Annotated in this window: 25 protein-coding genes; 12 read left to right on the top strand and 13 right to left on the bottom strand. The window is 71.9% G+C overall.

The features are described 5' to 3' along the window. The first annotated feature begins 90 nt into the window (after window positions 1-90). The 4 genes from FHS08_RS05745 to FHS08_RS05760 all read left to right on the top strand — a co-directional run bounded on the left by FHS08_RS05745 (window position 91) and on the right by FHS08_RS05760 (window position 2,788). Window positions 91-819 carry an SDR family oxidoreductase gene (locus FHS08_RS05745; protein WP_167036512.1) on the top strand — a complete coding sequence of 243 codons (729 nt, stop codon included), beginning with the start codon at window positions 91-93 and terminating at the stop codon, window positions 817-819. Between the two features lie 103 nt (window positions 820-922). After that, window positions 923-1,282 (top strand): hypothetical protein, encoded by a 360-nt coding sequence (locus FHS08_RS05750; protein ID WP_167036515.1) that lies wholly within the window; start codon window positions 923-925, stop codon window positions 1,280-1,282. A gap of 131 nt (window positions 1,283-1,413) precedes the next feature. Further along, window positions 1,414-1,851, top strand: coding sequence for an OsmC family protein (locus tag FHS08_RS05755; RefSeq protein WP_167036518.1), 438 nt, complete (start codon window positions 1,414-1,416; stop codon window positions 1,849-1,851). A 7-nt stretch (window positions 1,852-1,858) separates the two neighbouring features. Beyond that, window positions 1,859-2,788 (top strand): sulfurtransferase, encoded by a 930-nt coding sequence (locus tag FHS08_RS05760; protein WP_167036521.1) that lies wholly within the window; start codon window positions 1,859-1,861, stop codon window positions 2,786-2,788. A 12-nt stretch (window positions 2,789-2,800) separates the two neighbouring features. Here the strand turns inward: FHS08_RS05760 and FHS08_RS05765 are convergent, their stop codons facing one another. The 4 genes from FHS08_RS05765 to FHS08_RS05780 form a co-directional block, all read right to left on the bottom strand. Next, window positions 2,801-4,165: a dihydrolipoamide acetyltransferase family protein gene (locus FHS08_RS05765; protein WP_167036524.1), complete on the bottom strand. Its 1,365-nt coding sequence runs from the start codon at window positions 4,163-4,165 to the stop codon at window positions 2,801-2,803. A gap of 79 nt (window positions 4,166-4,244) precedes the next feature. After that, entirely contained in the window at window positions 4,245-5,210 is a 966-nt protein-coding gene (locus FHS08_RS05770) for an alpha-ketoacid dehydrogenase subunit beta (protein WP_167039663.1), read from the bottom strand. A 101-nt stretch (window positions 5,211-5,311) separates the two neighbouring features. After that, window positions 5,312-6,454, bottom strand: a complete 1,143-nt coding sequence (locus FHS08_RS05775) for a thiamine pyrophosphate-dependent enzyme (RefSeq protein ID WP_167036527.1) — start codon at window positions 6,452-6,454, stop codon at window positions 5,312-5,314. 5 nt (window positions 6,455-6,459) lie between these two features. Next, window positions 6,460-7,572 carry a histidinol-phosphate transaminase gene (locus tag FHS08_RS05780; protein ID WP_167036530.1) on the bottom strand — a complete coding sequence of 371 codons (1,113 nt, stop codon included), beginning with the start codon at window positions 7,570-7,572 and terminating at the stop codon, window positions 6,460-6,462. A gap of 480 nt (window positions 7,573-8,052) precedes the next feature. Between FHS08_RS05780 and FHS08_RS05785 the strand changes: the two genes are divergently transcribed. Next, window positions 8,053-8,445 (top strand): phage holin family protein, encoded by a 393-nt coding sequence (locus tag FHS08_RS05785; protein ID WP_167036533.1) that lies wholly within the window; start codon window positions 8,053-8,055, stop codon window positions 8,443-8,445. Here FHS08_RS05785 and FHS08_RS05790 read toward each other — a convergent pair. Together FHS08_RS05790 and FHS08_RS05795 are read right to left on the bottom strand one after the other, a co-directional pair. Further along, window positions 8,417-9,766: an alpha/beta hydrolase gene (locus tag FHS08_RS05790; protein ID WP_167036535.1), complete on the bottom strand. Its 1,350-nt coding sequence runs from the start codon at window positions 9,764-9,766 to the stop codon at window positions 8,417-8,419. The genes FHS08_RS05785 and FHS08_RS05790 overlap by 29 nt on opposite strands. After that, a complete protein-coding gene (locus tag FHS08_RS05795) occupies window positions 9,763-10,050 on the bottom strand; it encodes a hypothetical protein (RefSeq protein ID WP_167036540.1) in 288 nt (95 codons plus the stop codon). Before FHS08_RS05795 ends, FHS08_RS05790 begins: the two co-directional genes overlap by 4 nt. Before the next feature lie 114 nt (window positions 10,051-10,164). On the opposite strand from FHS08_RS05795, the gene FHS08_RS05800 reads away from it, so the two are divergent. Continuing rightward, the gene (locus tag FHS08_RS05800) at window positions 10,165-10,680 is read left to right on the top strand and encodes a low molecular weight protein-tyrosine-phosphatase (RefSeq protein ID WP_167036543.1); all 516 of its coding nucleotides are present in this window, start codon (window positions 10,165-10,167) and stop codon (window positions 10,678-10,680) included. 35 nt (window positions 10,681-10,715) lie between these two features. Beyond that, window positions 10,716-12,095: an adenylosuccinate lyase gene (purB, locus tag FHS08_RS05805; RefSeq protein WP_167036546.1), complete on the top strand. Its 1,380-nt coding sequence runs from the start codon at window positions 10,716-10,718 to the stop codon at window positions 12,093-12,095. Window positions 12,096-12,155: 60 nt separating this feature from the next. Here the strand turns inward: purB and FHS08_RS05810 are convergent, their stop codons facing one another. The 4 genes from FHS08_RS05810 to FHS08_RS05825 form a co-directional block, all read right to left on the bottom strand. After that, window positions 12,156-12,497: an amino acid transporter gene (locus tag FHS08_RS05810; protein ID WP_167036549.1), complete on the bottom strand. Its 342-nt coding sequence runs from the start codon at window positions 12,495-12,497 to the stop codon at window positions 12,156-12,158. Continuing rightward, window positions 12,494-13,183, bottom strand: a complete 690-nt coding sequence (locus tag FHS08_RS05815) for an acyl-CoA synthetase (RefSeq protein WP_167036552.1) — start codon at window positions 13,181-13,183, stop codon at window positions 12,494-12,496. Before FHS08_RS05815 ends, FHS08_RS05810 begins: the two co-directional genes overlap by 4 nt. A 193-nt stretch (window positions 13,184-13,376) precedes the next feature. Then, window positions 13,377-13,805, bottom strand: coding sequence for a cupin domain-containing protein (locus FHS08_RS05820; protein WP_167036555.1), 429 nt, complete (start codon window positions 13,803-13,805; stop codon window positions 13,377-13,379). A gap of 44 nt (window positions 13,806-13,849) precedes the next feature. Continuing rightward, window positions 13,850-14,542 carry a FadR/GntR family transcriptional regulator gene (locus FHS08_RS05825; protein WP_167036558.1) on the bottom strand — a complete coding sequence of 231 codons (693 nt, stop codon included), beginning with the start codon at window positions 14,540-14,542 and terminating at the stop codon, window positions 13,850-13,852. A gap of 169 nt (window positions 14,543-14,711) precedes the next feature. Between FHS08_RS05825 and FHS08_RS05830 the strand changes: the two genes are divergently transcribed. From FHS08_RS05830 to gnd, 3 genes are read left to right on the top strand one after another with little or no spacing between them, the layout of a single operon-like run. Beyond that, on the top strand, window positions 14,712-16,127 hold the full coding sequence (locus FHS08_RS05830) for a GntP family permease (protein WP_167036561.1): 1,416 nt from the start codon (window positions 14,712-14,714) through the stop codon (window positions 16,125-16,127). Window positions 16,128-16,185: 58 nt separating this feature from the next. Continuing rightward, a complete protein-coding gene (locus FHS08_RS05835) occupies window positions 16,186-16,686 on the top strand; it encodes a gluconokinase (protein ID WP_167039665.1) in 501 nt (166 codons plus the stop codon). A gap of 25 nt (window positions 16,687-16,711) precedes the next feature. Next, window positions 16,712-17,761 carry a phosphogluconate dehydrogenase (NAD(+)-dependent, decarboxylating) gene (gene gnd / locus FHS08_RS05840; RefSeq protein ID WP_167036564.1) on the top strand — a complete coding sequence of 350 codons (1,050 nt, stop codon included), beginning with the start codon at window positions 16,712-16,714 and terminating at the stop codon, window positions 17,759-17,761. 101 nt (window positions 17,762-17,862) lie between these two features. Here gnd and FHS08_RS05845 read toward each other — a convergent pair whose 3' ends face one another. The 3 genes from FHS08_RS05845 to cmtR form a co-directional block, all read right to left on the bottom strand. Continuing rightward, a complete protein-coding gene (locus tag FHS08_RS05845) occupies window positions 17,863-18,810 on the bottom strand; it encodes an ROK family protein (protein ID WP_167036567.1) in 948 nt (315 codons plus the stop codon). A gap of 210 nt (window positions 18,811-19,020) precedes the next feature. Further along, window positions 19,021-19,683: a cation efflux transmembrane domain-containing protein gene (locus FHS08_RS05850; protein ID WP_167036570.1), complete on the bottom strand. Its 663-nt coding sequence runs from the start codon at window positions 19,681-19,683 to the stop codon at window positions 19,021-19,023. A gap of 91 nt (window positions 19,684-19,774) precedes the next feature. Next, on the bottom strand, window positions 19,775-20,110 hold the full coding sequence (cmtR, locus tag FHS08_RS05855) for a Cd(II)/Pb(II)-sensing metalloregulatory transcriptional regulator CmtR (protein WP_167036573.1): 336 nt from the start codon (window positions 20,108-20,110) through the stop codon (window positions 19,775-19,777). Window positions 20,111-20,201: 91 nt separating this feature from the next. Between cmtR and FHS08_RS05860 the strand changes: the two genes are divergently transcribed. Both FHS08_RS05860 and FHS08_RS05865 read left to right on the top strand, forming a co-directional pair. Further along, window positions 20,202-20,954 (top strand): SDR family NAD(P)-dependent oxidoreductase, encoded by a 753-nt coding sequence (locus FHS08_RS05860; protein ID WP_167036576.1) that lies wholly within the window; start codon window positions 20,202-20,204, stop codon window positions 20,952-20,954. A gap of 1 nt (window position 20,955) precedes the next feature. Continuing rightward, on the top strand, window positions 20,956-21,591 hold the full coding sequence (locus FHS08_RS05865; protein ID WP_167036579.1) for a pyridoxamine 5'-phosphate oxidase family protein: 636 nt from the start codon (window positions 20,956-20,958) through the stop codon (window positions 21,589-21,591). Window positions 21,592-21,651: the final 60 nt, after the last annotated feature.

The following is a 21,651-nucleotide window of genomic DNA, read 5'->3' on the forward strand; positions in this document are numbered from 1 at the left end:
TCGCCGCCTGACCCGGCCGCACGGCCACGCACATCGCAGGACCTCGTCCGCCGCACATCGCGGCAGGACGGCCGAACACGAAGGAATCGCATGGACCTCGGACTCTCCGGAAAGACCTTCATCGTCGGCGGCGGCAGTGCGGGCCTCGGGTTCGCGAGCGCACGCGCGCTCGTCGGCGAAGGCGCCCGCGTCGTCATCGCCGCGCGCCGCCCCGACCGCCTCGCGGATGCGCTCGCCGCACTCGGCGCCGATGCAGCGGGGCTCGCCGTCGACGTCGCCGACCCGTCGGTGCCCGACGCGCTCGTCGCGCTGGCGCAGGAGCGCTTCGGCCGGCTCGACGGGGCGGTCGTCAACACGGGCGGACCCCGCTCGGCGACGGTCCGCGACCTCACGGAGCAGGACTGGCAGGACGGCGCGCAGGCGCTGCTCATCGGGCCCGCACGGCTCGCGGACACCGTCGTCCGTCACCTCGCCGCGCACGACGGCGGCGCCGTCGTCGGCATCCTCTCGACGTCCGTCAAGAACCCGATCCCGCAGCTCGCGCTCAGCAACATCTACCGGCCGGCTCTCGCGGCGCATCTCAAGGACCTCGCCGACGCGTACGGCGCAGGCGCGTCGCCCGTTCGGGTGAACGGCGTGCTGCCGTACCGCGTCGAGACCGAGCGCAGCCGAGGCGGCGCCGCGCCCGAGTCCGCGCTCGGACGCTTCGGTCGCCCCGAGGAGTTCGGCGCGGCGATCGCGTTCCTGCTCTCGCCGGCGGCGGGCTACATCACGGGCGCGGCGATCCCGCTCGACGGCGGACGGCTGCGGTCGCTGTGAGCCTCCACAGACGACAGCTCCACCGCAGAACTTATACAACGAGACGATAGAGTCGCATCGCATTGCTATAACGCCGACGCGTTCTCTGCACGGGAGGAACAAGATGGCTTTCGAGCGCAAGTACAGCGACGAGGTCCGCACGCAGTCGGTCGAGACCGTGCTGCGCCGTCGGCGCGAGGAGCCTCGCAACCGGGCCATCATCCGCGAGGTGGCGCAGGAGTACGACGTGGGCCAGCAGTCGCTGCGGCAGTGGCTGGCGCGCTTCGACGACGGCAGCTACGACTACGGCGACGATCCGAGCGCTGCGCCGGCGCACTCGTCCGGGCACGCGACCGCCGGCAGGCAGGAGCTGCTCGAGCTCGTCTCGCAGCTCGAGGGACGCATCGCCGTGCTCGAGGAGGACAACCGCAGCCTCACCCGCGTCGTGGCGCTGCTGTCCGGGCAGCTCCGCGAGATCGCGTAGCCCGGCACCGCGCGGCGGGCGTAAGACTTCTCAACACAGCACGCCTTCGACCGATCCGTTGCTAGCGTCGCACCAGCGCCTCGCACCCACCGGGCGGCGTCCTCATCGCCGGCAATCGCAGAAGGCTCCCCATGAATGACCGGATCGTCGTCGCGAGCAACATCCACGGACGCATGACGGATGTGCGCGGCCGCTACGAGCTCGGCGACGGGGTCTTCGAGATCCTCTCCGACGGCTCGGTCCGCAGCGGTGGACCGGGCTCCGAGGCGAGCTCCCTCGACCTGCTCGTCGCCTCGCTCGTCTCCTGCGCGCTCAACGCCTTCCGTCAGGACTTCGTCGAGGCCGGCGAGCCCGATCGGCACGTGGAGATCTTCGCGCGCGTCGAGCGGCGACTCGAGGGCGACTACCTGGGCACGCTCATCATGGAGTGCTTCATCGACGCGATCGATCCCCGCGGCGCGGACGAGCTCGTGCTCGAGTACAAGAAGCGGTGCCGCATCTACAACGCGCTCAAGGACAGCCTCCCCGTCGTCTTCGTCCTCCACACGCCCGACAGCGTCATCCGATAGGCGCGCCGTGGCCCTCGATCCTCGCGCCCTCCTCATGAGCGCGCACGATGCCGTCCAGAGCCGCGACCGTCTCGTCTTCGTCGAGGTGACGCCGTCGCGCGACAGGCGGGGCGCCGCCGAGGCGGCGGGCGGCGGCATCCCCGGCGCATACCGCGCCGCCCTGGACGCCGAGCTCGCAGCCGTGCAGGGCGGCCTGCCCGACCTGGAGGCGGTGGGCGCGCTGGCCGCCCTGTGGCGCGGCCCCGCGGATCGCCGCATCGTGGTGTACGCGCGTCGCGCCGAGGAGTTCCCCGCGGCCACGCGCGCGTGGCTCGTCCTGACCCTCGCCGGCGTCGAGGCGACGTCGATCCTCGACGGGGGGCTCCCCGCGTGGGTGCGGGCCGGAGGATCCATGACGGATGCCGCGACCCCGCCCCACGACCGCAACGCGGGGGCCGCGGCCACCCCCCGACCGGCGCGTCGAGAGCGCGAGGCGTCCATCCCTGCACCGCGCGTGCTCGACGCCGACGATCTCACGGACATCGCGCGCCTGGGCACGCTCCTGGACGCCCGGTCGGCCGTCGCGTACCACGGGGTCATGGGCGACCCGGCGACGGGCCACATCCCGGGCGCGGTGCACGCACCCGCGCACGAGCTGCTCGACGACGACGGTCTGCTGCTGCGTCCGACCGCCCTGCGCCGGTGGCTGCTCGCACGCCGGGCGATCGGGAGCCACACGGTCGGCGCATACTGCGGCGGCGGGATCGCGAGCTCCGCGCTCGTCTTCGCGGCGGCGCTCGTGGGGCAGGAGGTCGGCATCTCCCTCGCGGCGGCATCGTCGTGGCGGCGGGATCCGGACCGCGCGCTCGTCCAGGGCGACGGCGTCGCGCGGGGGAGCGGGGCCGACCTCGACTGCCTCGACGAGTCCGTGCCGGCGGGCACGTCGCCGACCCCCTGATCGGGGCGGGGCTCAGTCCAGCAGGAGCGCCGGCTCTTCGAGGACGGATGCCACGTCCGCGACGAACCGCGACATCCCGTCGCCGTCGATCACACGGTGGTCGAACGAGCCTGCGACGGTCGTGACCCAGCGGGGACGCACTTCCCCGTCGACGACCCACGGCTTCTGGCGGATCGCGCCCATCGCGATGATGCCGGACTCGCCGGGGTTGATGATGGGGGTGCCCGCGTCCATCCCGAACACGCCGATGTTGGTGATCGTGATCGTGCCGTTCTGCTGGTCCGCGGGCGTCGTCTTTCCTTCGCGGGCCGTCAGCGTGAGCTTCTCGAGGGCGCGGGCGAGCTCGCGTGTGCTGAGGTTCTGCGCGTCCTTGATGTTGGGGACGAGCAGCCCCCTCGGCGTGGCGGCGGCGATGCCGAGGTTGACGAAGTGCCGGACGCGGATCTCGGCGCCCTGATCCGTGTCGATCCAGGCGGCGTTGACCATGGGCGTGCGGCGGACCGCCCAGATGACGGCACGCGCCATGATGAGCAGCGGCGACACCTTGATGTCGGCGAAGTCGGGAGACGCCTTGAGCCTTCGGACGAACTCCATCGTGCGGGTCGCGTCGACGTCGGTCCACACCGACACGTGCGGCGCCGTGTAGGCGCTGAGGACCATCCCGCTCGCGACGGCCTTGCGCACGCCCTTGACGGGGATCGTCTCCTCGCGCAGGGCGGCATCCGGACCCGCGAGCGCGGGACCCTGAACGGGCGGGGCCACGGCGACCGCGGCGACCTCGGGGGCGACGGGGATCGTCTCCTCCCTCACGGCGGGCCACTCCGGAGTCTGGATGTTGCGGAAGACCGAGGCCTGCGAGGCGTGGCGAACGACGTCGTCGCGCGTGACCTCGCCTGCCGCACCGCTCGGGGTGACCTCCGCGAGGTCGACCCCGAGATCGCGTGCGAGCTTGCGGATCGGCGGTTTCGCGATGACGCCGACGGATGCCGTGACCGGCCGCTCGGCGGGCTTGCGGCGGCGGGACTGCACGTGCCCGCCCGTCCCGTAGCCGACCAGGACCGCGCCGCCGTCCTCGGCCTCGGGCGGAGCGCCGTGCTCGGACTGGCCCACGACGACGTCGGCGGCAGGGGCGGCGCCGGCCGCCGCGATCGTGATGATCGGCGCGCCCACGTCGACGGTCTCGCCCTCGTTCGCGAGCAGCTCGCCGACCTTCCCCGCGAACGGCGACGGCAGCTCGACGAGGGACTTCGCCGTCTCGATCTCGACGAGGACGTCGTTGACCGCGACCTCGTCGCCCGGCGCGACGCGCCACTGCACGATCTCGGCCTCCGTGAGTCCTTCTCCGACGTCCGGGAGGACAAAGGTCTGCGTGGTCATGCGGCGTCCTTTCGACGCATCCCGCCTCCGCGAGACTGCAGCGGCGTCAGGGCGGGCGCGTTCATCGGTCGGGGGCGGGTCAGTAGGCGAGGGCGCGGTCGACGGCCTCGAGGATGCGGTCGGCGTCGGGGAGGTAGGCGCCTTCGAGCTTGGCCGGGGGGAAGGGCGTGTCGAAGCCCGACACGCGCAGGACGGGCGCCTCGAGCGCGAAGAACGCCTTCTCCATGACGGTCGCCGAGATCTCCGATCCGAGCGATGTGAAGCCGGGCGCCTCCTGCGCGTAGACCATGCGGCCCGTGCGGTGCACGGAGTCGAGGATCGGACCGTAGTCGACGGGGGAGAGCGACCGCAGGTCGATGACCTCGCACGACGTCCCCTCCGACTCGGCGAGCGCCGCCGCCTGCAGGAGCGTCGTCACCATGGCGCCGTGCCCGACGAGGGTGACGTCGGTGCCGCGGCGGACGAGCCGGCTCGCGTGCAGCGGGAGCGCGCGGGACGCGGCATCCACGTCGCCCTTCATCCAGTACTTGGCCTTGGGCTCGAGGAAGATCACGGGGTCGTTCGAGGCGATCGCGTCCTGGATCATCCAGTAGCCGTCGTTCGGGGTCGACGGGCTCACGACGCGCAGGCCGGCCGTGTGCGTGAAGTACGCCTCGGGACTCTCCTGATGGTGCTCGACGGCGCCGATGTGGCCCCCATACGGGATGCGGATGACGATCGGCATCGACAGGGCGCCCTCGTGCCGGTTGGTGAACTTCGCGAGCTGGGTCGTGATCTGGTCGAAGGCGGGGAACACGAACCCGTCGAACTGGATCTCGATGACGGGACGGAACCCGACCATCGCGAGGCCGATCGCCGTGCCGACGATGCCGGACTCCGCAAGCGGCGTGTCGAGCACGCGGCGGTCGCCGAACTCGGCCTGGAGACCCTCCGTCACGCGGAACACGCCGCCGAGGCGGCCGATGTCCTCCCCCATCAGCAGGACGCGGTCGCTCTCCGACATCGCGCGGCGCAGGCCCGCGTTGATGGCGCGGCTGAAGGGCATCGTCGTGATCGAGGGGGCGGATGCCGCGGCGCCGCTCGCCGGCGCATCGGCCGCGAGAGCCTCCTGCGCGGTGTCCGGTTCCTGGGAGTTCCGAACCACGGTCACGGTGTCCCCTCCTCGAAGGATGCCTCGTACGCGGCGAGCCACTCCCGCTGCTCGTCGACGAGCGGGTGCGGCTCGGAGTAGACGTGCGCGAACATGGCATCGCGATCGAGTCCGCCGAGCTCGCCCGTGCGGATGCGCGCGTCGTCGGCGACGGCCTGGCCCTCCGCCTCGACGTCGGCGAAGAACGCGTCGGAGGCGCCGCGGCCGCGCAGGTAGGCGTGCATGCGCGCGATGGGGTCGCGGCGGATCCACGACTCCTCCTCGGCCGAAGTCCGGTACTTCGTCGGGTCGTCGCTCGTCGTGTGCGCGCCCATGCGGTACGTCTGCGCCTCGATCGCCCGCGGGCCCGCGCCGGCGCGCGCCTGGTCGAGCGCGACCTTCGTGACGGCGTAGCTCGCGAGGACGTCGTTGCCGTCGACCGGGATCGACGGCATCCCGTAGCCCTCGCCGCGCTTGTGCAGAGGCGAGCGCGACTGCGTCGAGACGGGCACCGAGATCGCCCACTGGTTGTTCTGCAGGAAGAACACCTCGGGCGTGCGGTAGCTCGCGGCGAACACCATCGCCTCGTGCACGTCGCCCTGGCTGGACGCTCCGTCGCCGTAGTAGACGATGACGGCCTCGTCGCGATCCGGGTCGCCCGTGCCGCAGCGGCCGTCGAAGACGAGCCCCATGCCCACCCCCGTCGCGTGAAGCGTCTGCGAACCGAGCACGAGCGTGTAGATGTGGGTGTTGCCGTTCCCGGGGTCGAACGGATCCCATCCGCCGTGCGTCAGGCCGCGCATGACGCGGATGATGTCGATGGGGTCGACGCCGCGCACGCGCGCGACGGCGTGCTCGCGATAGGAGGGGAAGACGTGGTCCTGCGGGCGCGTCGCGCGCACGGAGCCGACCTGCGCGGCCTCCTGCCCGTGACTCGGCGGCCACAGGGCGAGCTGGCCCTGGCGCTGCAGGTTCGTCGCCTGGCGGTCGAATGCACGGATGACGACCATGTCGCGGTAGAACTGCTCGAGGTCGGCATCCGTCAGCGCGTCGATGAGCGCGAGGTACGGCTCGGCGGCGGGAGTCGGTGCGAGGCTGCCGTCCGCCGCGAGCACGCGCACGAGCCCGGGAACGTCGGCCGTGTCTTCGGACGGGGTCACGGTCTCTACGCTAACCCTCGTCCCGCATGCCCCTCTGGGAGAGTCCGGACAACGGATGCCGCAACCCGTAGGACCTTGTCCACAGATTCATGCTCCCCCACGGATATACGGATGCCGTCGCCCGCGAAGGGCCGGACGATGAGTCCTGCCTCCTCGAAGGCCGCCGCGGCGTCGAGCGTCTCGGCTCTCGTCGCGAGCCATACGAAGTTGCCCTGCGCGTCCGGGACGTCCCATCCCGCTTCGCGCAGGCCGGCCACGAGCCGGTCGCGCCGCGCGGAGATCGCACGCACGCGGTCGAGCAGCTCGGGCTCGGCGTCGAGGCTCGCGAGCGCGGCCTGTTCGGCCTGTGCCGTCACGGCGAGCGGGATCGCGGTCGCGCGCGCCGCGTCGAGGATGCGGCGATGGCCGATCGCGTATCCGACGCGCAGCCCCGCGAGGCCGTACGCCTTCGAGAACGTGCGCAGGACCACGACGTTGCCGAGGCCCCGCTGCGCGAGGACGCGACGGCCGTCGACGGCCGCGGCGTCGGTCACGAACTCGGCGTAGGCCTCGTCGAGCACGACGAGGACGTCGGCGGGGACGCGTGCGAGGAGGTCGTCGAACTCCTCCTGCGTCACGATCGGGCCCGTGGGGTTGTTGGGGCTGCAGACGATGATCATCCGCGTCCGGTCGGTCACGGCGGCCGCGATCGCGGCGAGGTCGTGGCGAGCGCCTTCGCCCAGCGGGATCTCGACGGCCGTCGTGCCCGACACCGCGGCGAGGCCGGGATAGGCCTCGAACGAGCGCCACGCGTAGATCATCTCCGTCCCGGGGCCGCCCACGGCGAGCGCGAGCTGATGCAGGATCGACACGCTTCCCGCGCCGATGTGGACGTCGTCCGGCGTCACGTCGTACCGTGCGGCGAGGCGCTCGCGCAGGCGCGCGGCCGAGGCATCCGGATACCGGTTGAGCGCCGCCGCGCCCTGCACGGCCTCCACGACCCCCGGCAGCGAGTCGAACGGGTTCTCGTTGCTCGACAGCTTGAAGGCGTCGCCGCCGGCCTGCTTGCCTTGCTTGTAGGAGGGCAGCGCGGCGATCTCGGGGCGGACGCGGACGGGAAGGTCGGCGGAGTCGGTCACCCGTCGAGTCTACGGAGGGGCATGCGGCGACGTGACGGCGCCGAGCCCGCCGTCAGACCTGGCGGCGGCTGGTGGATCGGCGATCTCCCGCGCCCCTCGCAGGCACGCGAGCACCGCGAGGACGCGGCGATGCGATGTCGGAAGCGCGGCGACGATCTCACGGCTTCGTCATGCCGACGCCGCGCGAAGGCGCCCATGGACCGAATGTCGCAGCGGCGGCTCGATCAGCGAGGGACGAGATGGGAGGCCAGCGTCGCGGCGGCCGGCCCCAGGTCGATGCGCCCCTCGGCGACGCCGATCACGAGGTCGAAGCCTTCGTCCGCCGTCGACGAACGGGTGGTTGCGCAGGACGCTCTCCAGGAGCGCCGCGGCTTTGAGCGGGAGCGCGGGGTACGCGTCGTCGCCGGACAGGGTCGTCGCGAAAGTGGTATCGAGATGTTCTCTGCGCCCGAGCACTGCTGCATGGGAGACTGGCGCATTATGCGTTTTCTCATCCGCGTCGTCGTCAATGCCTTCGCGATCTGGGTCGTCACCCTCATCCCGGCCCTGCAGGTCACCGTCATCGCCTTCCCTCCGGGCGAGACGCTGCAGCTCGTCCTGACGCTGCTGGCCGTCGCCGCGATCTTCGCCCTCGTCAACACGATCATCGGCACCGTCATCCGCATCGTCGCGTTCCCGCTGTACATCCTGACCCTGGGGCTCATCTCGCTCCTCGTGAACGGGCTGCTGCTGTGGATCACGGCGTGGCTCACGCACTGGTGGAGCTGGGGTCTTCGCGTCGAGGACTTCTGGTGGGGCGTGCTCGCCGCACTCGTCATCACGCTCATCAACTGGGTGTTCGGCATCATCCTTCGTCCGCAGAAGAAGCGCTGACCCGCACGGCGGAGTACAGCGTCGAGCTGACCGACTCGGCCTGTGCGAGCTCGGCCAAGACGTCGCGGATGCCCTCCACTCGCGGGTCGGAGGACGCGTCGACCCGCTCGGCCGTCGTGACGTACTCGCCCAGCCCGTGCGCGGGCAGCTCGAGGTCGTGCGGCCCGGGGGCCGGATCGGCGATGCGCTCGGCGATGAAGCTGCCGGGCGCGCCGACCGCGTCGTCGTGCCCCCCGCCGGCGAGCGCCGAGATCAGGTCGTCGCCGTGGCGCAGCTGAACGCTGAGAGTCGACGGGCCGACGTCGGCCTCGACGGGCGAGCCGGCGGTCACGATCGTCGACACCTCGAACTCGCCGTCGATCGCGAGGTAGGACGCGATCATCCCGCCCTGCGAGTGCCCGAATGCGTGCACCGTGTCGCCCGGCTCCGCGCCGGAGGCGCGCAGGGCTTCGAGGACCGCCTCGTACGAGGCGGAGGGCTCCCCGTGGTACAGCTGGAGGTTGGACTCGTTGTCGAACGGATCGACGCCGCCCGAGATCGACTGCGAGACGGTGCCCGACACGTACACGGCGAACTGGCGCGACCCGTCGGACATCGTGTAGGTCTCGACGCGCACGCGCCCCGCGCCGCCGTGCGGCACCCGGGCGGTCGCTGCGGCGAGGGATGCCGGGGCCACCGCCTTCGCGTCCGTCGCCACGACGCCCAGCCGGACGGGCTTGACCTGGCCGGTCAGCCGGTCGCCGCGACCGATCCGACCGGCGCCGCTCAGATCGAGCGCGCCCCAGAACCCCGCCGTGATCGCGGCGGAGCCGACGCCGGCGAACAGCCCCATGCCGAACGGATCGGCACCCCACGCCGCTCCCGCCTGCCACACGAGGTCGGCCGCCCAGAACCCGCCGCCGCGCCAGGCGTCCAGCTCCCCAGCCCCGCGGGGATCGAGCGCGGCGTACGCCGCGACATCGTCTTCGAGCGAACGCCGCGCCGCCTCCAGCGCCCTCAGCGCCGCGGGATCGTTCCCCGCCGCCGCCCGCTGGGCGTCCAGCTCGCTCAGCTCGTAGATCGCCGCCACGGCCCGCAGGCGCAGCGCGAACGACCGCGCACTGCCGAACGCGCCGAGCGTGCGCCGGAACACGTCGCCCGCGGAGGCCGCGGCATCCTCGGTGCCCGCGACGCCGTACAGGATGTCGCGCGCCGACCCCGCGAGACGCTGCACGTCGGACAGCTCTGCGGCGATGCGATCGAAGTCGCCGGCGGCGGTGCGGAGCGTGACGGTGTCGACCGCGACGCGGCCGCCCGAGCGCAGGTCGACGCCGTCGGTCATCCGCCTACCGTCCACACGCCGAGCTCAAGGCGGTCGTGAGCGCGCCTCGTGTCTTCACGGGCTGTGGCGGCGAGATGCGCGAGCCGGCCGATCTCGTCGGCCCACTCGTCGACGAGCGCATGGAAGCGGCGGGCGGCGTCGGCCTGCCAGTCGGTCTCCGCCGCCGCGCGGACGACCGAGGCGCGCACGCCGAAGAGGCGCAGCGCAGCCTCGTCGAGACTGCGGCGCGCGGCATCTGTCAGGGAGAGGTCTGCGTGCGTCGCAGCGGGAAGCATCGTCTTCATCCCTCGAGCGTCGGGCGCGGCCGCAGCATCCCGACCATCGCACTGCGCGTCTGTGAGCAGCCCGCCCGCGAACTCGCCCTGTGCAGGAGGCACGAGTCGTCCCAGAATGGGGGGATGACGGCATCCGACGGCGCCCCGCCCGAGCCGTTCCGCGTCGTCTTCGTCTGCACGGGCAACATCTGCCGCTCGCCCATGGCCGAGGTCGTGTTCCGCTGGTTCGCCGCGAACGCCGGCCTTCGCGATCGCGTCCTCTCGACGAGCGCGGGCACGGGGGACTGGCACGTCGGCGAGCGCGCCGACCAGCGCACGCTCGATGCGCTGGAGCGGCGAGGCTACGACGGCACACGGCATCGCGCGAGGCAGTTCACGGCATCCGACTTCGCGTCGCACGATCTCGTCGTCGCACTCGACCGCAGCCACGAGCGCATCCTTCGCAGCTGGGCCAGGCACGAAGGGGATGCCGACAAGATCGCGCTGCTGATGTCGTTCGACCCCGCCGCCCACACGCTCGACGTCCCCGACCCGTACTATGCCGGCCCAGGAATGTTCGACGAGGTGCTCGGTATGATCGAGAGTGCGAGCCGGGCGCTCTTCCGGCAGCTCGAACCCGCGATCCGCTCGGCGTCCTGACACCGGGCGTCGCGCCGCGTCCCGACGGGATCATCGTGACCACTCTTCCCCCGCAGCCCCTCAGCCCCCTCGACGGCCGCTACCGCGCCGCGGTCGCGCCGCTCGCCGACTTCCTGTCGGAGGCGGGCCTGAACCGCGCGCGCGTCGAGGTCGAGGTCGAGTGGCTCATCGCCCTCACCGACCGGAGCCTGTTCGGCACGCAGCCGCTCGGCGAGAGCGACAAGGACAAGCTGCGCCTGCTGTATCTCGACTTCGGGCAGAGCGAGATCGACTGGCTCGCCGAGAAGGAGGCCGTGACGCGCCACGACGTCAAGGCCGTCGAGTACCTCGTGCGCGACCGGCTCTCCACGCTCGGGCTCGACGCGATCGCCGAGCTCACGCACTTCGCCTGCACGAGCGAGGACGTCAACTCCGCGTCGTACGCCCTCACGGTAAAGCGCGCCGTCACGGAGGTCTGGCTGCCGCAGCTCGAGTCGGTGATCGCCGCGCTCAAGGCGCTCGCGATCGAGCATCGGGATGCCGCGATGCTCGCGCGCACGCACGGCCAGCCCGCGACGCCCACGACGATGGGCAAGGAGCTCGCCGTCTTCGTGTGGCGCCTCGAGCGCGTCGCGAGGCAGATCCGCTCGACCGAGTTCCTCGCGAAGTTCTCCGGCGCCACGGGCACCTGGTCGGCGCACCTGTCGGCCGATCCGCAGGTGGACTGGCCGCTCGTCGCGCGCGAGTTCATCGAGGGCCTGGGCATCGGGTTCACCCCCGTCACGACCCAGATCGAGTCGCACGACTGGCAGGTCGAGCTGTACGACCGGGTGCGTCACGCGGGCGGCATCCTGCACAATCTCGCGACGGATGTCTGGACCTACATCTCGCTCGGCTACTTCTCGCAGATCCCGGTCGCGGGTGCCACGGGATCGTCGACGATGCCGCACAAGATCAACCCGATCCGGTTCGAGAACGCCGAGGCCAATCTCGAGATCTCCGGCGGTCTGCTCTCGACCCTCGCGTCGACCCTCGTCACCTCGCGCCTGCAGCGCGACCTGACCGACTCGACGACGCAGCGCAACATCGGCGTCGCGTTCGGGCACTCGCTGCTCGCGCTCGACAATCTGCGACGCGGGCTCGGAGAGATCTCGCTCGCGCAGGGCGTGCTCGACGCCGACCTCGAGGGCAACTGGGAGGTGCTCGCGGAGGCCATCCAGACCGTCGTGCGCGCCGAGGTCACGGCGGGCCGTTCGCACATCAGCGATCCCTACGCCCTGCTCAAGGACCTCACGCGCGGCCGTCGCATCGGCGCCGAGGACCTCGCCGAGTTCGTGCGCGGCCTCGACATCGGGGATGCCGCGAAGGAGCGCCTGCTGGCCCTCACGCCCGCGACCTACACGGGCCTCGCGTCCGAGCTCGTCGACCTGATCTGAGTCGGGCGCCCGCGGGCCGGCCGCGAGGATCCGCGTCGGCGGCCTCGTGCGCCGGCACGCTCAGGGCGTGGGTGCGCCGCCGTCGCCGTCGGCTGCGGCATCCGGCTTCGCCTCGTCCTCGCCCTCGGGGCGCAGCACGGGATGGTCGACGGTCTTCGTGATCTGGGCCGGATCCACCGCGAGGATCATGAGCGCGAGGCCGACCAGCACGACGATGAACGTGATGCCGGCGACGACGGCGGCGACGGTGAGCGCGCGCCCGGCCTGACCCTCGAAGCGGTTCTGGAAGACGCCCATCGAGACGGCCGTCACGATTCCCGCGAACAGCGCGGCGCCGAAGGCGAGCCCGAGAAGCTGGACCGGCTTCATGAGATCGCGCCGCGTGGGCTTCTCGTCGGTCATGCCGTCTCTCCCGCTGAGGCGTCGCCGTCGCGCGTGTCCTGTGCGGCAACGGTCCGCTGGGGGGAGAAGGCTGCGATCGCGAGGTACACGGCGACGATCGCCGCGTAGGCGCCGAAGACCCCGACCGCGATCGTGATGCCGGTCAGCGTGAAGCTCTCGTGCGCGTCTTCGATGTAGTAGCTGAGCGCGTAGCCCGAGGGCACGAGCGCGATCCCGATCGCGAGCGCGAGGGTCAGGATGCCGACCGTCACGGCATCGCGGGCCTCGGAACGGGGCATGGGAGGCGCGGCGAACCGCTCGGCCTCCGGCGCGATGTGCCGCGGACGCAGGCCGCGCCATCCCGACACGAGCTCGACGACGCCTGTCGCAACCGCCCACGCGATGACCAGGATGAAGAACATCTCGTTCGTGCGCAGCGCGGTGATGCCGCCCACCATTCCCGCGCCGAGCGTGAGGATGCCCAGCAGCACGGACGGCCAGCGGCGGCCTGCCGGATAGACGATCCACACCGCGACGAAGTACACGAGTCCCGTCGCGATCGCGAAGCCGCTGAACACCGCGAGGCCCACACCCGCCGAATGGTCGGTCGAGAACGTGATCATGGCGGCGGCGATCGCCGCGAACGCGGCGCGCGCGAGCTGAAGGTGCCGCACCTCGAAGGTGCGGACGGCGGAGGCTTGCGTCACGGCGGTTCCTGAAGCGGTGGAAGGGATGCCTCCAGTGTAGGTCGTGCCGTGCGGACGGCCCGCCGAGCCGCGCGCCCGCATGGCGCCCGCCGTCCGCCGTCCTCCGTCCGCGGCATCCGGCATCCGGCATCCGGGCGATCGAGATCTCCTGCTCGCGGGCGGACGCGGCATCCCCTCGCGAGGACGGATGCCGTCACCAGGGCGAGGGGCGACCCTCGTCGCGCGTGCTGTCGTCGGGGAAGTGCGGCAGCTCGTACCCGCCCGCGCGGATGCAGAGCCAGCGCAGCTGCTCGGAACTGCCGGGCAGGGCGCGCCACGTGCGCCACACGCCCTGCCCGACGCGCACGACCGTGCCAGGGCCGACGTCGACGACCTCGTCGTCGAGGCCCATCTGACCGCGGCCGGCGAGGAACACGTAGAGCTCCTCGATGCGCGCGTGCGCGTGCCAGTACCCGGCCTCTTCGCCCGGTTCGAGGGCGTTCGCTGTCATGCCGATGAACTGCATCTCGAGGTCGTGGTCGACGACCCGGCGACCGTCGCGCGAGCTCTCCGGCCGGAACCCGCCGTAGTGGGCGCGCCACTCGTCGAGACCGCCCATCTCCAGCACCTCGTAGTCGCTCATGCGCTCAATCTAGGGGCTCGCGGCGACATCGGCCCCCGGGGCGGTCAGGTGCCGGCCGACATCGCGGTGAGCGACTCCGCGACGATCGCGCGCATGGCCTCTTCGGCCGCGCTGCCGTCACCCGACTGCACCGCTGCCGCAACGAGGCCGTGCAGGCGCAGCGCCTCGGCGTCGGCGACGGCGGGCATGAGCGCGTGGTGGGTGCGGCCCTCGAGCACGGCGACGACGATCGTGCCCAGGCTCGCGAGCATGACGTTGCCGGACGCCTCGAGCAGCACCGTGTGGAACGCGATGTCGTGCGCGAGGTACTCGTCGGCGTCCGCGGCGCGCGAGGTCGACGCCATGCCGATGACGGCCGCCGCGAGCGCGCCGCACTGCGCGGGGGTCGCGCGCTCCGCCGCGAGCCGTGCGGCGGCAGGCTCGACGGCGGCGCGCAGCTCGCTGAGGCTGCGCAGCAGCTCGGCGCGATCGGGTCCGTCCAGGCGCCACCGCAGGATGCGCGGGTCGTACGGGCTCCACGACTCGACGGGCAGCACCGTGATGCCGACGCGCTGGCGCGACTCGACCATGCCGAGCGACTCGAGCACGCGGACGGCCTCGCGGATGGCGCTGCGGGATGCCGAGAACTCGACGACCGCCTGATCCGTGATGATACGGCTCCCGGCCGGACGGCGTCCCGATGCGATGTCGGCGCCCCAGCGCTCGACGATCGCGTCGTGGAGCGGCCCCTGAGTCATGCCGTCAGGGTACGCCGTTCGACCGGACATTTCAGGGGTATGCGACAAGAACATCCTGCATTTCGGCATCCGGTCTTGTAATAGTCATATTATTCAGCTACTGTCTTCTCAAATATCAGATGGAAGCGCAGTGGCTTCGGCGGCGCTTCATTCCAACGGAGGAACAAAGATGGTTCCCTTGACGACGATGATCCCTTCGGCAGTGCGTCCGATGGCGGACGCGATCGTGCCCGTCGGCTCCGACGCACGGCTCATCACGGCGGCCCTGCTCGGCTTCGCGGTCATCATCCTGCTCATCACGTGGCTGAAGGTGCATCCCTTCCTCGCCCTCACGATCGGCGCCCTCGGCGTCGGGCTGGGCGCGGGGATGGCGCCCGCGCAGGCGCTCACGAGCTTCACGACGGGATTCGGCTCGACCATGGGCGGCGTCGGCGTGCTCATCGCCCTCGGCGCCATGTTCGGCAAGCTCCTCGCCGACTCCGGCGGAGCCGACCGGGTCGTCGACACGCTCGTCGCACGGTCGAGCCCGCGGATGCTCCCGTGGACGATGGCGCTCGTCGGCGCGGTCATCGGTCTGCCGATGTTCTTCGAGATCGGGCTCGTGCTGCTGATCCCCGTGATCATCCTGGTCGCGCGGCGCTCGGGGCTCCCGCTCATGAAGATCGCGATCCCGACCCTTGCCGGCCTGTCGGCGATGCACGGCCTCGTGCCGCCGCACCCCGGCCCGCTCATCGCGATCGACGCGCTCGGCGCGAACCTCGGCCTCACGCTCGCGTTCGGCGTCATCGTCGCGATCCCGACGATCATCGTCGCGGGGCCGCTGTTCAGCACCTTCGCCGCGCGCTGGGCGCCCGTTCCGGTTCCGGCGATGTTCGTCACGCCGGAGGACGACGGGGTGGATGCCGCACAGCGCCCGCGTCCCTCCTTCGTCGCGGCGCTCTCGGCGATCCTGCTCCCCGTCGTCCTCATGATGGTCAAGGCGCTCGCAGACATCATCGCCCCCGACGCGGAGGGCACGTGGAAGGTCGTCCTCGACTTCATCGGCACCCCCGCCATCGCCCTGCTCATCACCGTGATCTACGGCATCTTCGTCCTGGGCGCAGGCGGCAGGATGAACCGCACGACCGTCGCGAAGTCGCTCGAGAGCAGCCTTCCGCCGATCGCCGGCATCCTGCTCATCGTCGGCGCCGGCGGCGCGTTCAAGCAGGTGCTCATCGACACGGGGATCGGCGAGGTCATCACGCGGGCCGTGCTCGACAGCGGCATCTCGGTGCTGCTGCTCGGCTGGGTCGTCGCCGTCCTCGTCCGCGTCGCGACGGGCTCGGCGACCGTCGCGACCGTGACCGCGGCAGGCCTCATGACGCCTGTCGCTGCGACGCTGGCGGGCCCCGAGGTCGCGCTCCTCGTGCTCGCGATCGGCGCAGGCTCCGTCTTCCTGTCGCACGTCAACGACGCGGGATTCTGGCTCGTCAAGCAGTACCTCGGAACGAGCCTGCCGCAGAACTTCAAGACGTGGACGGTGCTCGAGTGCCTCATCTCGGTCGTCGGCCTCGCCGGGGTCCTCCTCCTGGATCTGGTGGTATGACGTGACGGCCGAAGCGCCCGCCGCGGCATCCGGCGAAGTGCCCATCGTCCTGGTCGTCATGGGCGTGTCCGGCTCGGGGAAGTCGACCGTCGCTGGCCTGCTCGCCGGGCGCCTGGGCTGGGACCTCGAGGAGGGCGACGACCTCCACCCCGAGGCCAACGTCGCGAAGATGGCGGCGGGCCACCCCCTCACGGACGAGGACCGCTGGCCGTGGCTCGACCGGATCTCGGACTGGATCCGGCTGCACACCTCGACGGGCACACCGGGCATCATCACGTGCTCCGCGCTGCGGCGTGCCTACCGCGACCGGCTCCGCGGCCCCGGTGTCGTGTTCGTGCACCTCGCCGGGGCGCGCGGCGCCATCGCAGACCGGCTCAGCAGACGACTCGACCACTTCATGCCCGAGAGCCTGCTCGGATCGCAGTTCGCGACCCTCGAGCCGCTCGACTCCGACGAGTCCGGCATCGTCGTCGACCTGACGCGAAGCCCTCGCGACGAGGCCGACGAGATCATCCGGCGCCTCGCCCTCACCGTGCCGCCCGCCGCGGCCCGCGACTGACCCGCACCCCCAGGAGGAACCAGCCATGCAGCTCGGAATGATCGGCCTCGGCCGAATGGGCGCCAACATCTCGCGGCGCATCCTGCGCGCGGGGCACGAATGCGTCGCGTACGACGTGAGCCCCGACTCCGTGGCGGCCCTCGTCGCCGAGGGAGCGACGGGAGTCGACGACCTCGAAGCGCTCGTCGCGGCGCTGCCCGCGCCCCGCGCGATCTGGCTCATGATCCCCGCGGGGCTGACCGGCGGGGTCGTCGACGGGCTCGCGCCGCTCCTGGAGCCGGGCGACATCCTCATCGACGGCGGCAACTCGAACTATCGCGACGACGTCCGCCGCGCCGCGCGCCTGGCCGAGAAGGGCATCCACTACGTCGACGTCGGGACGAGCGGCGGGGTGTTCGGGCTCGAGCGCGGCTATTGCCTCATGGTCGGCGGACCGGCCAAGGCGGTCGAACGGCTCGATCCGCTGCTGCGCACGATCGCGCCGGGCGCGGGCGAGATCCCGCGGACACCGGGCCGCGACGGCGCGTTCGCCCCCGAAGAGCTCGGCTACCTGCACTGCGGCGCCTCGGGCGCCGGCCACTTCGTCAAGATGGTGCACAACGGCATCGAGTACGGCATCATGGCCGCGTTCGCCGAAGGTCTGAACATCCTCGAGAACGCGGATGCCGGCATCCGCGAAGCAGAGCACTCCGCCGAGGTCGCGCCCCTCGAAGAGCCGGAGTTCTATCGCTTCGACATCGACACGGCGAAGGTCTCGGAGCTGTGGCGGCGCGGATCGGTCATCTCGTCGTGGCTGCTCGACCTCACGGCCGCCGCCCTCCACGCGAACCCCGCCCTCGACGGGCTCGCCGGCCGCGTCTCCGACTCGGGCGAGGGACGCTGGACCGTCAAGGCCGCCGTCGACATCGGCGTGCCCGTCCCGGTTCTCGCGGCATCCCTCTTCGAGCGCTTCGCCTCGCGCGACGAGGACCGCTTCGCCAACCAGGTGCTCTCGGCGATGCGGCAGCAGTTCGGCGGACACCAGGAGCTCCCCGCGGGCGACGTGCTCGAGGCGGGCGGTCGCCGGGCGGAGTGAGCGCCCATGCGACGAACGCCTCGGTCGAGAACGTCTCGATCTGCGCCGTCTCCGGGCCGACCCTCACGAACTCGACGGCCGCGGGAATCGCGGCCTCGCCCTCACCGCTGCGAGTCGGCTCCGAGCACGAGCGCCGCCGCGCCCAGGAGGGGGCCGTCCCCGTGCAGGCCCGATCCCGTGACCCGGACGGCGCGTGCGAATGGCAGGGGCGCCGCCTCCTCGACGGATGCGCGGACCTGATCGATGTAGTCGCTCGCGACGTCCGCGAACCCGCCTCCGACGACCGCGACCTCGAGGTCGAGGAGCGTCGCGGCGGCGGCGATCGCCTCGCCGACCGCCGTGGCCGAGCGACCGACGGCGGCCCGCGCGACCGCGTCTCCCGCCGCGTAGGAGACGGCGAGCTCTTCCCCCGTCGTCCCCGTCCAGCCGTGCCGCCGTGCCCACGCGACGGTGTTCGGCCCCGAAGCGAGGGATTCGACCGTCCCCGCGAGCGGATCGTCGGCGTCACGCGCGCGCACGCGCAGCTGCCCGATGTGCCCCGCGTTGCCGGTGCGGCCGGAGACCGGCATCCCGTTCACGATGAAGCCTCCGCCGACGCCCGTCGACACGACGAGCGCGAGCGCCGTGGTCGCGCCTCTCGCACCTCCCCATCGATGTTCGGCCAGTGCGATGCACGCGCCGTCGAGCGCCACTCGCACGAGCGGGCCGGGGACGAGATCGCGCACGGCCGCGGCGGGATCGAAGCCCGCCGCGGCCGTCATGTTGAGGGGCGACACGGTCCCGCTCGCGCGGTCGACGGGGCCGGCCGAGCCGATCCCGATGCCGACCAGCTCGTCCTCGGGCCGGCGGGCGGCGAGCGCTTCGGCGGCGACGGATCGCACCGCCGTCGCGAGCGACGCCGCGGTGCTCTCGGGGCCCGTGCGGCGGCGGGATGCCGAGCCCGCCACGATCGTGCCATCGGCCGTGACGAGGGCGGCGTCCGCCTTCGTGCCGCCGATGTCGACGGCGAGCGCGACCTGACGCGCGGGGCCGGGGTCAGTCACGCGCATCCGCCCCGGAGATCGGGGAGCGGTCGCGTCTGAAGGTCACACGATCGTTCCTAGCGGGGGCGACGTCGGGCCGCAAGGCGGGGCGTCGATCGCGCGATGCCTGTCCGCGATCCCGAGGGTCGGCGTGCCCGAGCGGATCACGCGACGGCGGGTACGACGTGCGGGCGCGACGTCCGCCACCGCGCAGGACCGCATGCACGAAAGGCTGCGTCAGTCGTGGTCGTGGTCGTCGATCTCGCCCGTCAGCACGCCGACCGGGGTCGTGCATGCGTCGCCGCGCCATGCCTCGAGCCCCTCCCTGACCGCGAAGCCGGCGATCACGAAGGCCGCGATCGAGTCCGCCCACACCCAGCCGAGGAGGGAGTTGGCGAGGAGGCCGAGCAGGACGGCGGCGGAGAGGTACGCGCAGAGGAGCGTCTGCGTCGAGTCCGCGACGGCGGAGGCCGAGCCGAGCTCGCGCCCCGCGCGCCGCTCCAGCCAGCTCACGAAGGGCATCACGGCAAGACTGACGGCGGCGAGCACGATCCCGACGGGGCTGTGCTCGGGTTCGCGCACGCCGAGGAGTGACAGCGCGGCGTCGACGCTCACGTAGACGGCGAGCGCGAAGAACGCGACGGCGATGACACGGAGGGCCGCGCGCTCGCGGGACTCGGGGTCGGGCGACGCGAACTGCCACGCCACGGCGGCGGCCGAGAGCACCTCGACGAGCGAGTCGAGGCCGAACCCGACGAGCGCCGCAGACGACGCGGAGCCGCCCGCGATGAGGGCGATGATCCCTTCGACCACGTTGTATGCGATCGTGAAGGCGACGATCCAGCGGATGCGTCGGCGAAGCACCCCGATGCGGACGGGATCGGTCGCGACCGTCGTCATGCTGCGGCCTCCACGGATGCGGGGACGGCGAGCTCGTCCACCGCTGCCGGCGCGCAGGCGAGCGGGAGCGGCATCCGGTCCTCCACGGCGATCATGCGCAGCACTCGCATGAGGAGTCGACGCACTCCGCGCCCTCGTCGACGGCGACGACGGCGTCCATCAGGGTGCGGATGCCGAGCGTCAGGTGCGGGTCGGCGATCTCGTATCTGGTCCGCCGCCCCTCGGGAACGGCGACGATGAGGCCGCAGCCGCGCAGGCACGCGAGGTGGTTCGACACGTTCGTGCGGGTGAGGTCGAGCCCGTGCGCGAGCTCTGCGGGATATCCGGGGCCGTCCAGCAGCTCCAGCAGGATCCGCGACCGCGACGGGTCGGCCATGGCGCGACCGAGCCTGTTCATGACGTCGATGCGGGAAGCAATGGTCAGCACACACTGACCATACAGCGACGGCGGGACCTTCGCCTCTGCCGCCTGGCCCGCCGCGGGCGTGGACTGCCGCCAGGCGACGAAGGGACATGTCATGGACAGCACGGAGCGCCGGTTCGAGCGGCGCACGATCATCGTCACGGGCGCCGGATCGGGAATCGGGCGAGCCACGGTCGAACGGGTCGCCTCCGAGGGGGGCACGGTCGTCGCGGTCGACATCTCCGCAGACCGGTTGGATGCCGTCAAGGCAGAGTTCGGCGACGCCGTGACGTGCGTCGCAGGCGATCTGGCGCTCTCGGCCACGAGCGACGCCGCGATCGCGGCCGCGGGCGAGCGAGTCGACGGGCTCGCGAACGTGGCGGGGATCATGGACGGATTCCTGCCGACGGCGGAGCTGACCGACGACGTCTGGGATCGCGTGCTCGCGGTCAACCTCACCGCGACGATGCGGCTCACGCGGGCCGTGCTGCCCGGCATGATCGCCCGCGGCGCCGGGTCGATCGTCAACGTGAGCTCCGAGGCCGGGCAGCGTGCGTCGGCTGCAGGCACGGCCTATACGACCTCCAAGCACGCCGTCAACGGGTTCACGCTCAGCACGGCATTCTTCTACACGCCGAAGGGCGTCCGCTGCAACGCCGTCTCGCCCGGGCCCGTCGCGACGAACATCGAAGCGCCGTTCCGCTCGGAGTGGGCGCAGCAGAGGCTGGGCCCGTTCCTGCAGACCAACGTCCCGGCTGTCGCGCGACCCGAGCAGGTGGCCGCGGCGATCGCCTGGCTGCTGAGCGACGACGCCTCCGACGTCTCGGGAGCGATCCTGCCGGTCGACGGCGGATGGGCCGCGGTGTGACATGAACGCCGCACCGCGCAATCCGTACGAGATCGCCACCGCCCACCGCGTGCGGCCCGATCCGCGCGAGGACACGCTGATCGAGAAGCTCAACACCGCCGAGTGCTGGCGTCTGCTGGAGCGTGCCCGACTCGGACGACTCGCACTCAAGGGGCTCGACGGTGCACCGGATGTCTTCCCCATGAACTTCCTCGTCCACAGCGGATGCATCTACCTCCGCTCAGCCCCCGGCTCGAAGCTTCTGGACATCGTCGAGCACCCGGAGGCCGCGTTCGAGGTGGATGGCGAGAGCGCCGCTCAGCGGTGGAGCGTCGTCGTGAGGGGCTCCGTGCAGCGGCTGGACGCCGACGACGAGATCCACGAGTCCGGGGTGCTCGACCTCGTCTCCTGGAGCCCGACCGGCAAGCACGACTTCATCCGCCTGGCTCCGACCGCGGTCACGGGTCGCCGCTTCCACAAGCCGGCGAGCGTCCGCGCATCCCGTGGTGCCGATTCACAGGACGATCCGCAGGACGGCGGGCGAGTCGAGGGCGGGCCGGTGGAGGGCAGTGCGGATGCCGCGGCTGCGCCTCGCACGCGCGATGGCGGGCACAAGCCCGTCGCGATCCCCCACTTCGCTCCGCCGCCGCCGGAGTGACGAGGGCGCCGAGCGGGGCGGAGCCGGCGCGGAGCCGGCGCGGAGCCGGCGCGGAGCCGG

It is taken from the genome of Microbacterium ulmi, assembly GCF_011759705.1.
Classification (GTDB): domain Bacteria; phylum Actinomycetota; class Actinomycetes; order Actinomycetales; family Microbacteriaceae; genus Microbacterium; species Microbacterium ulmi.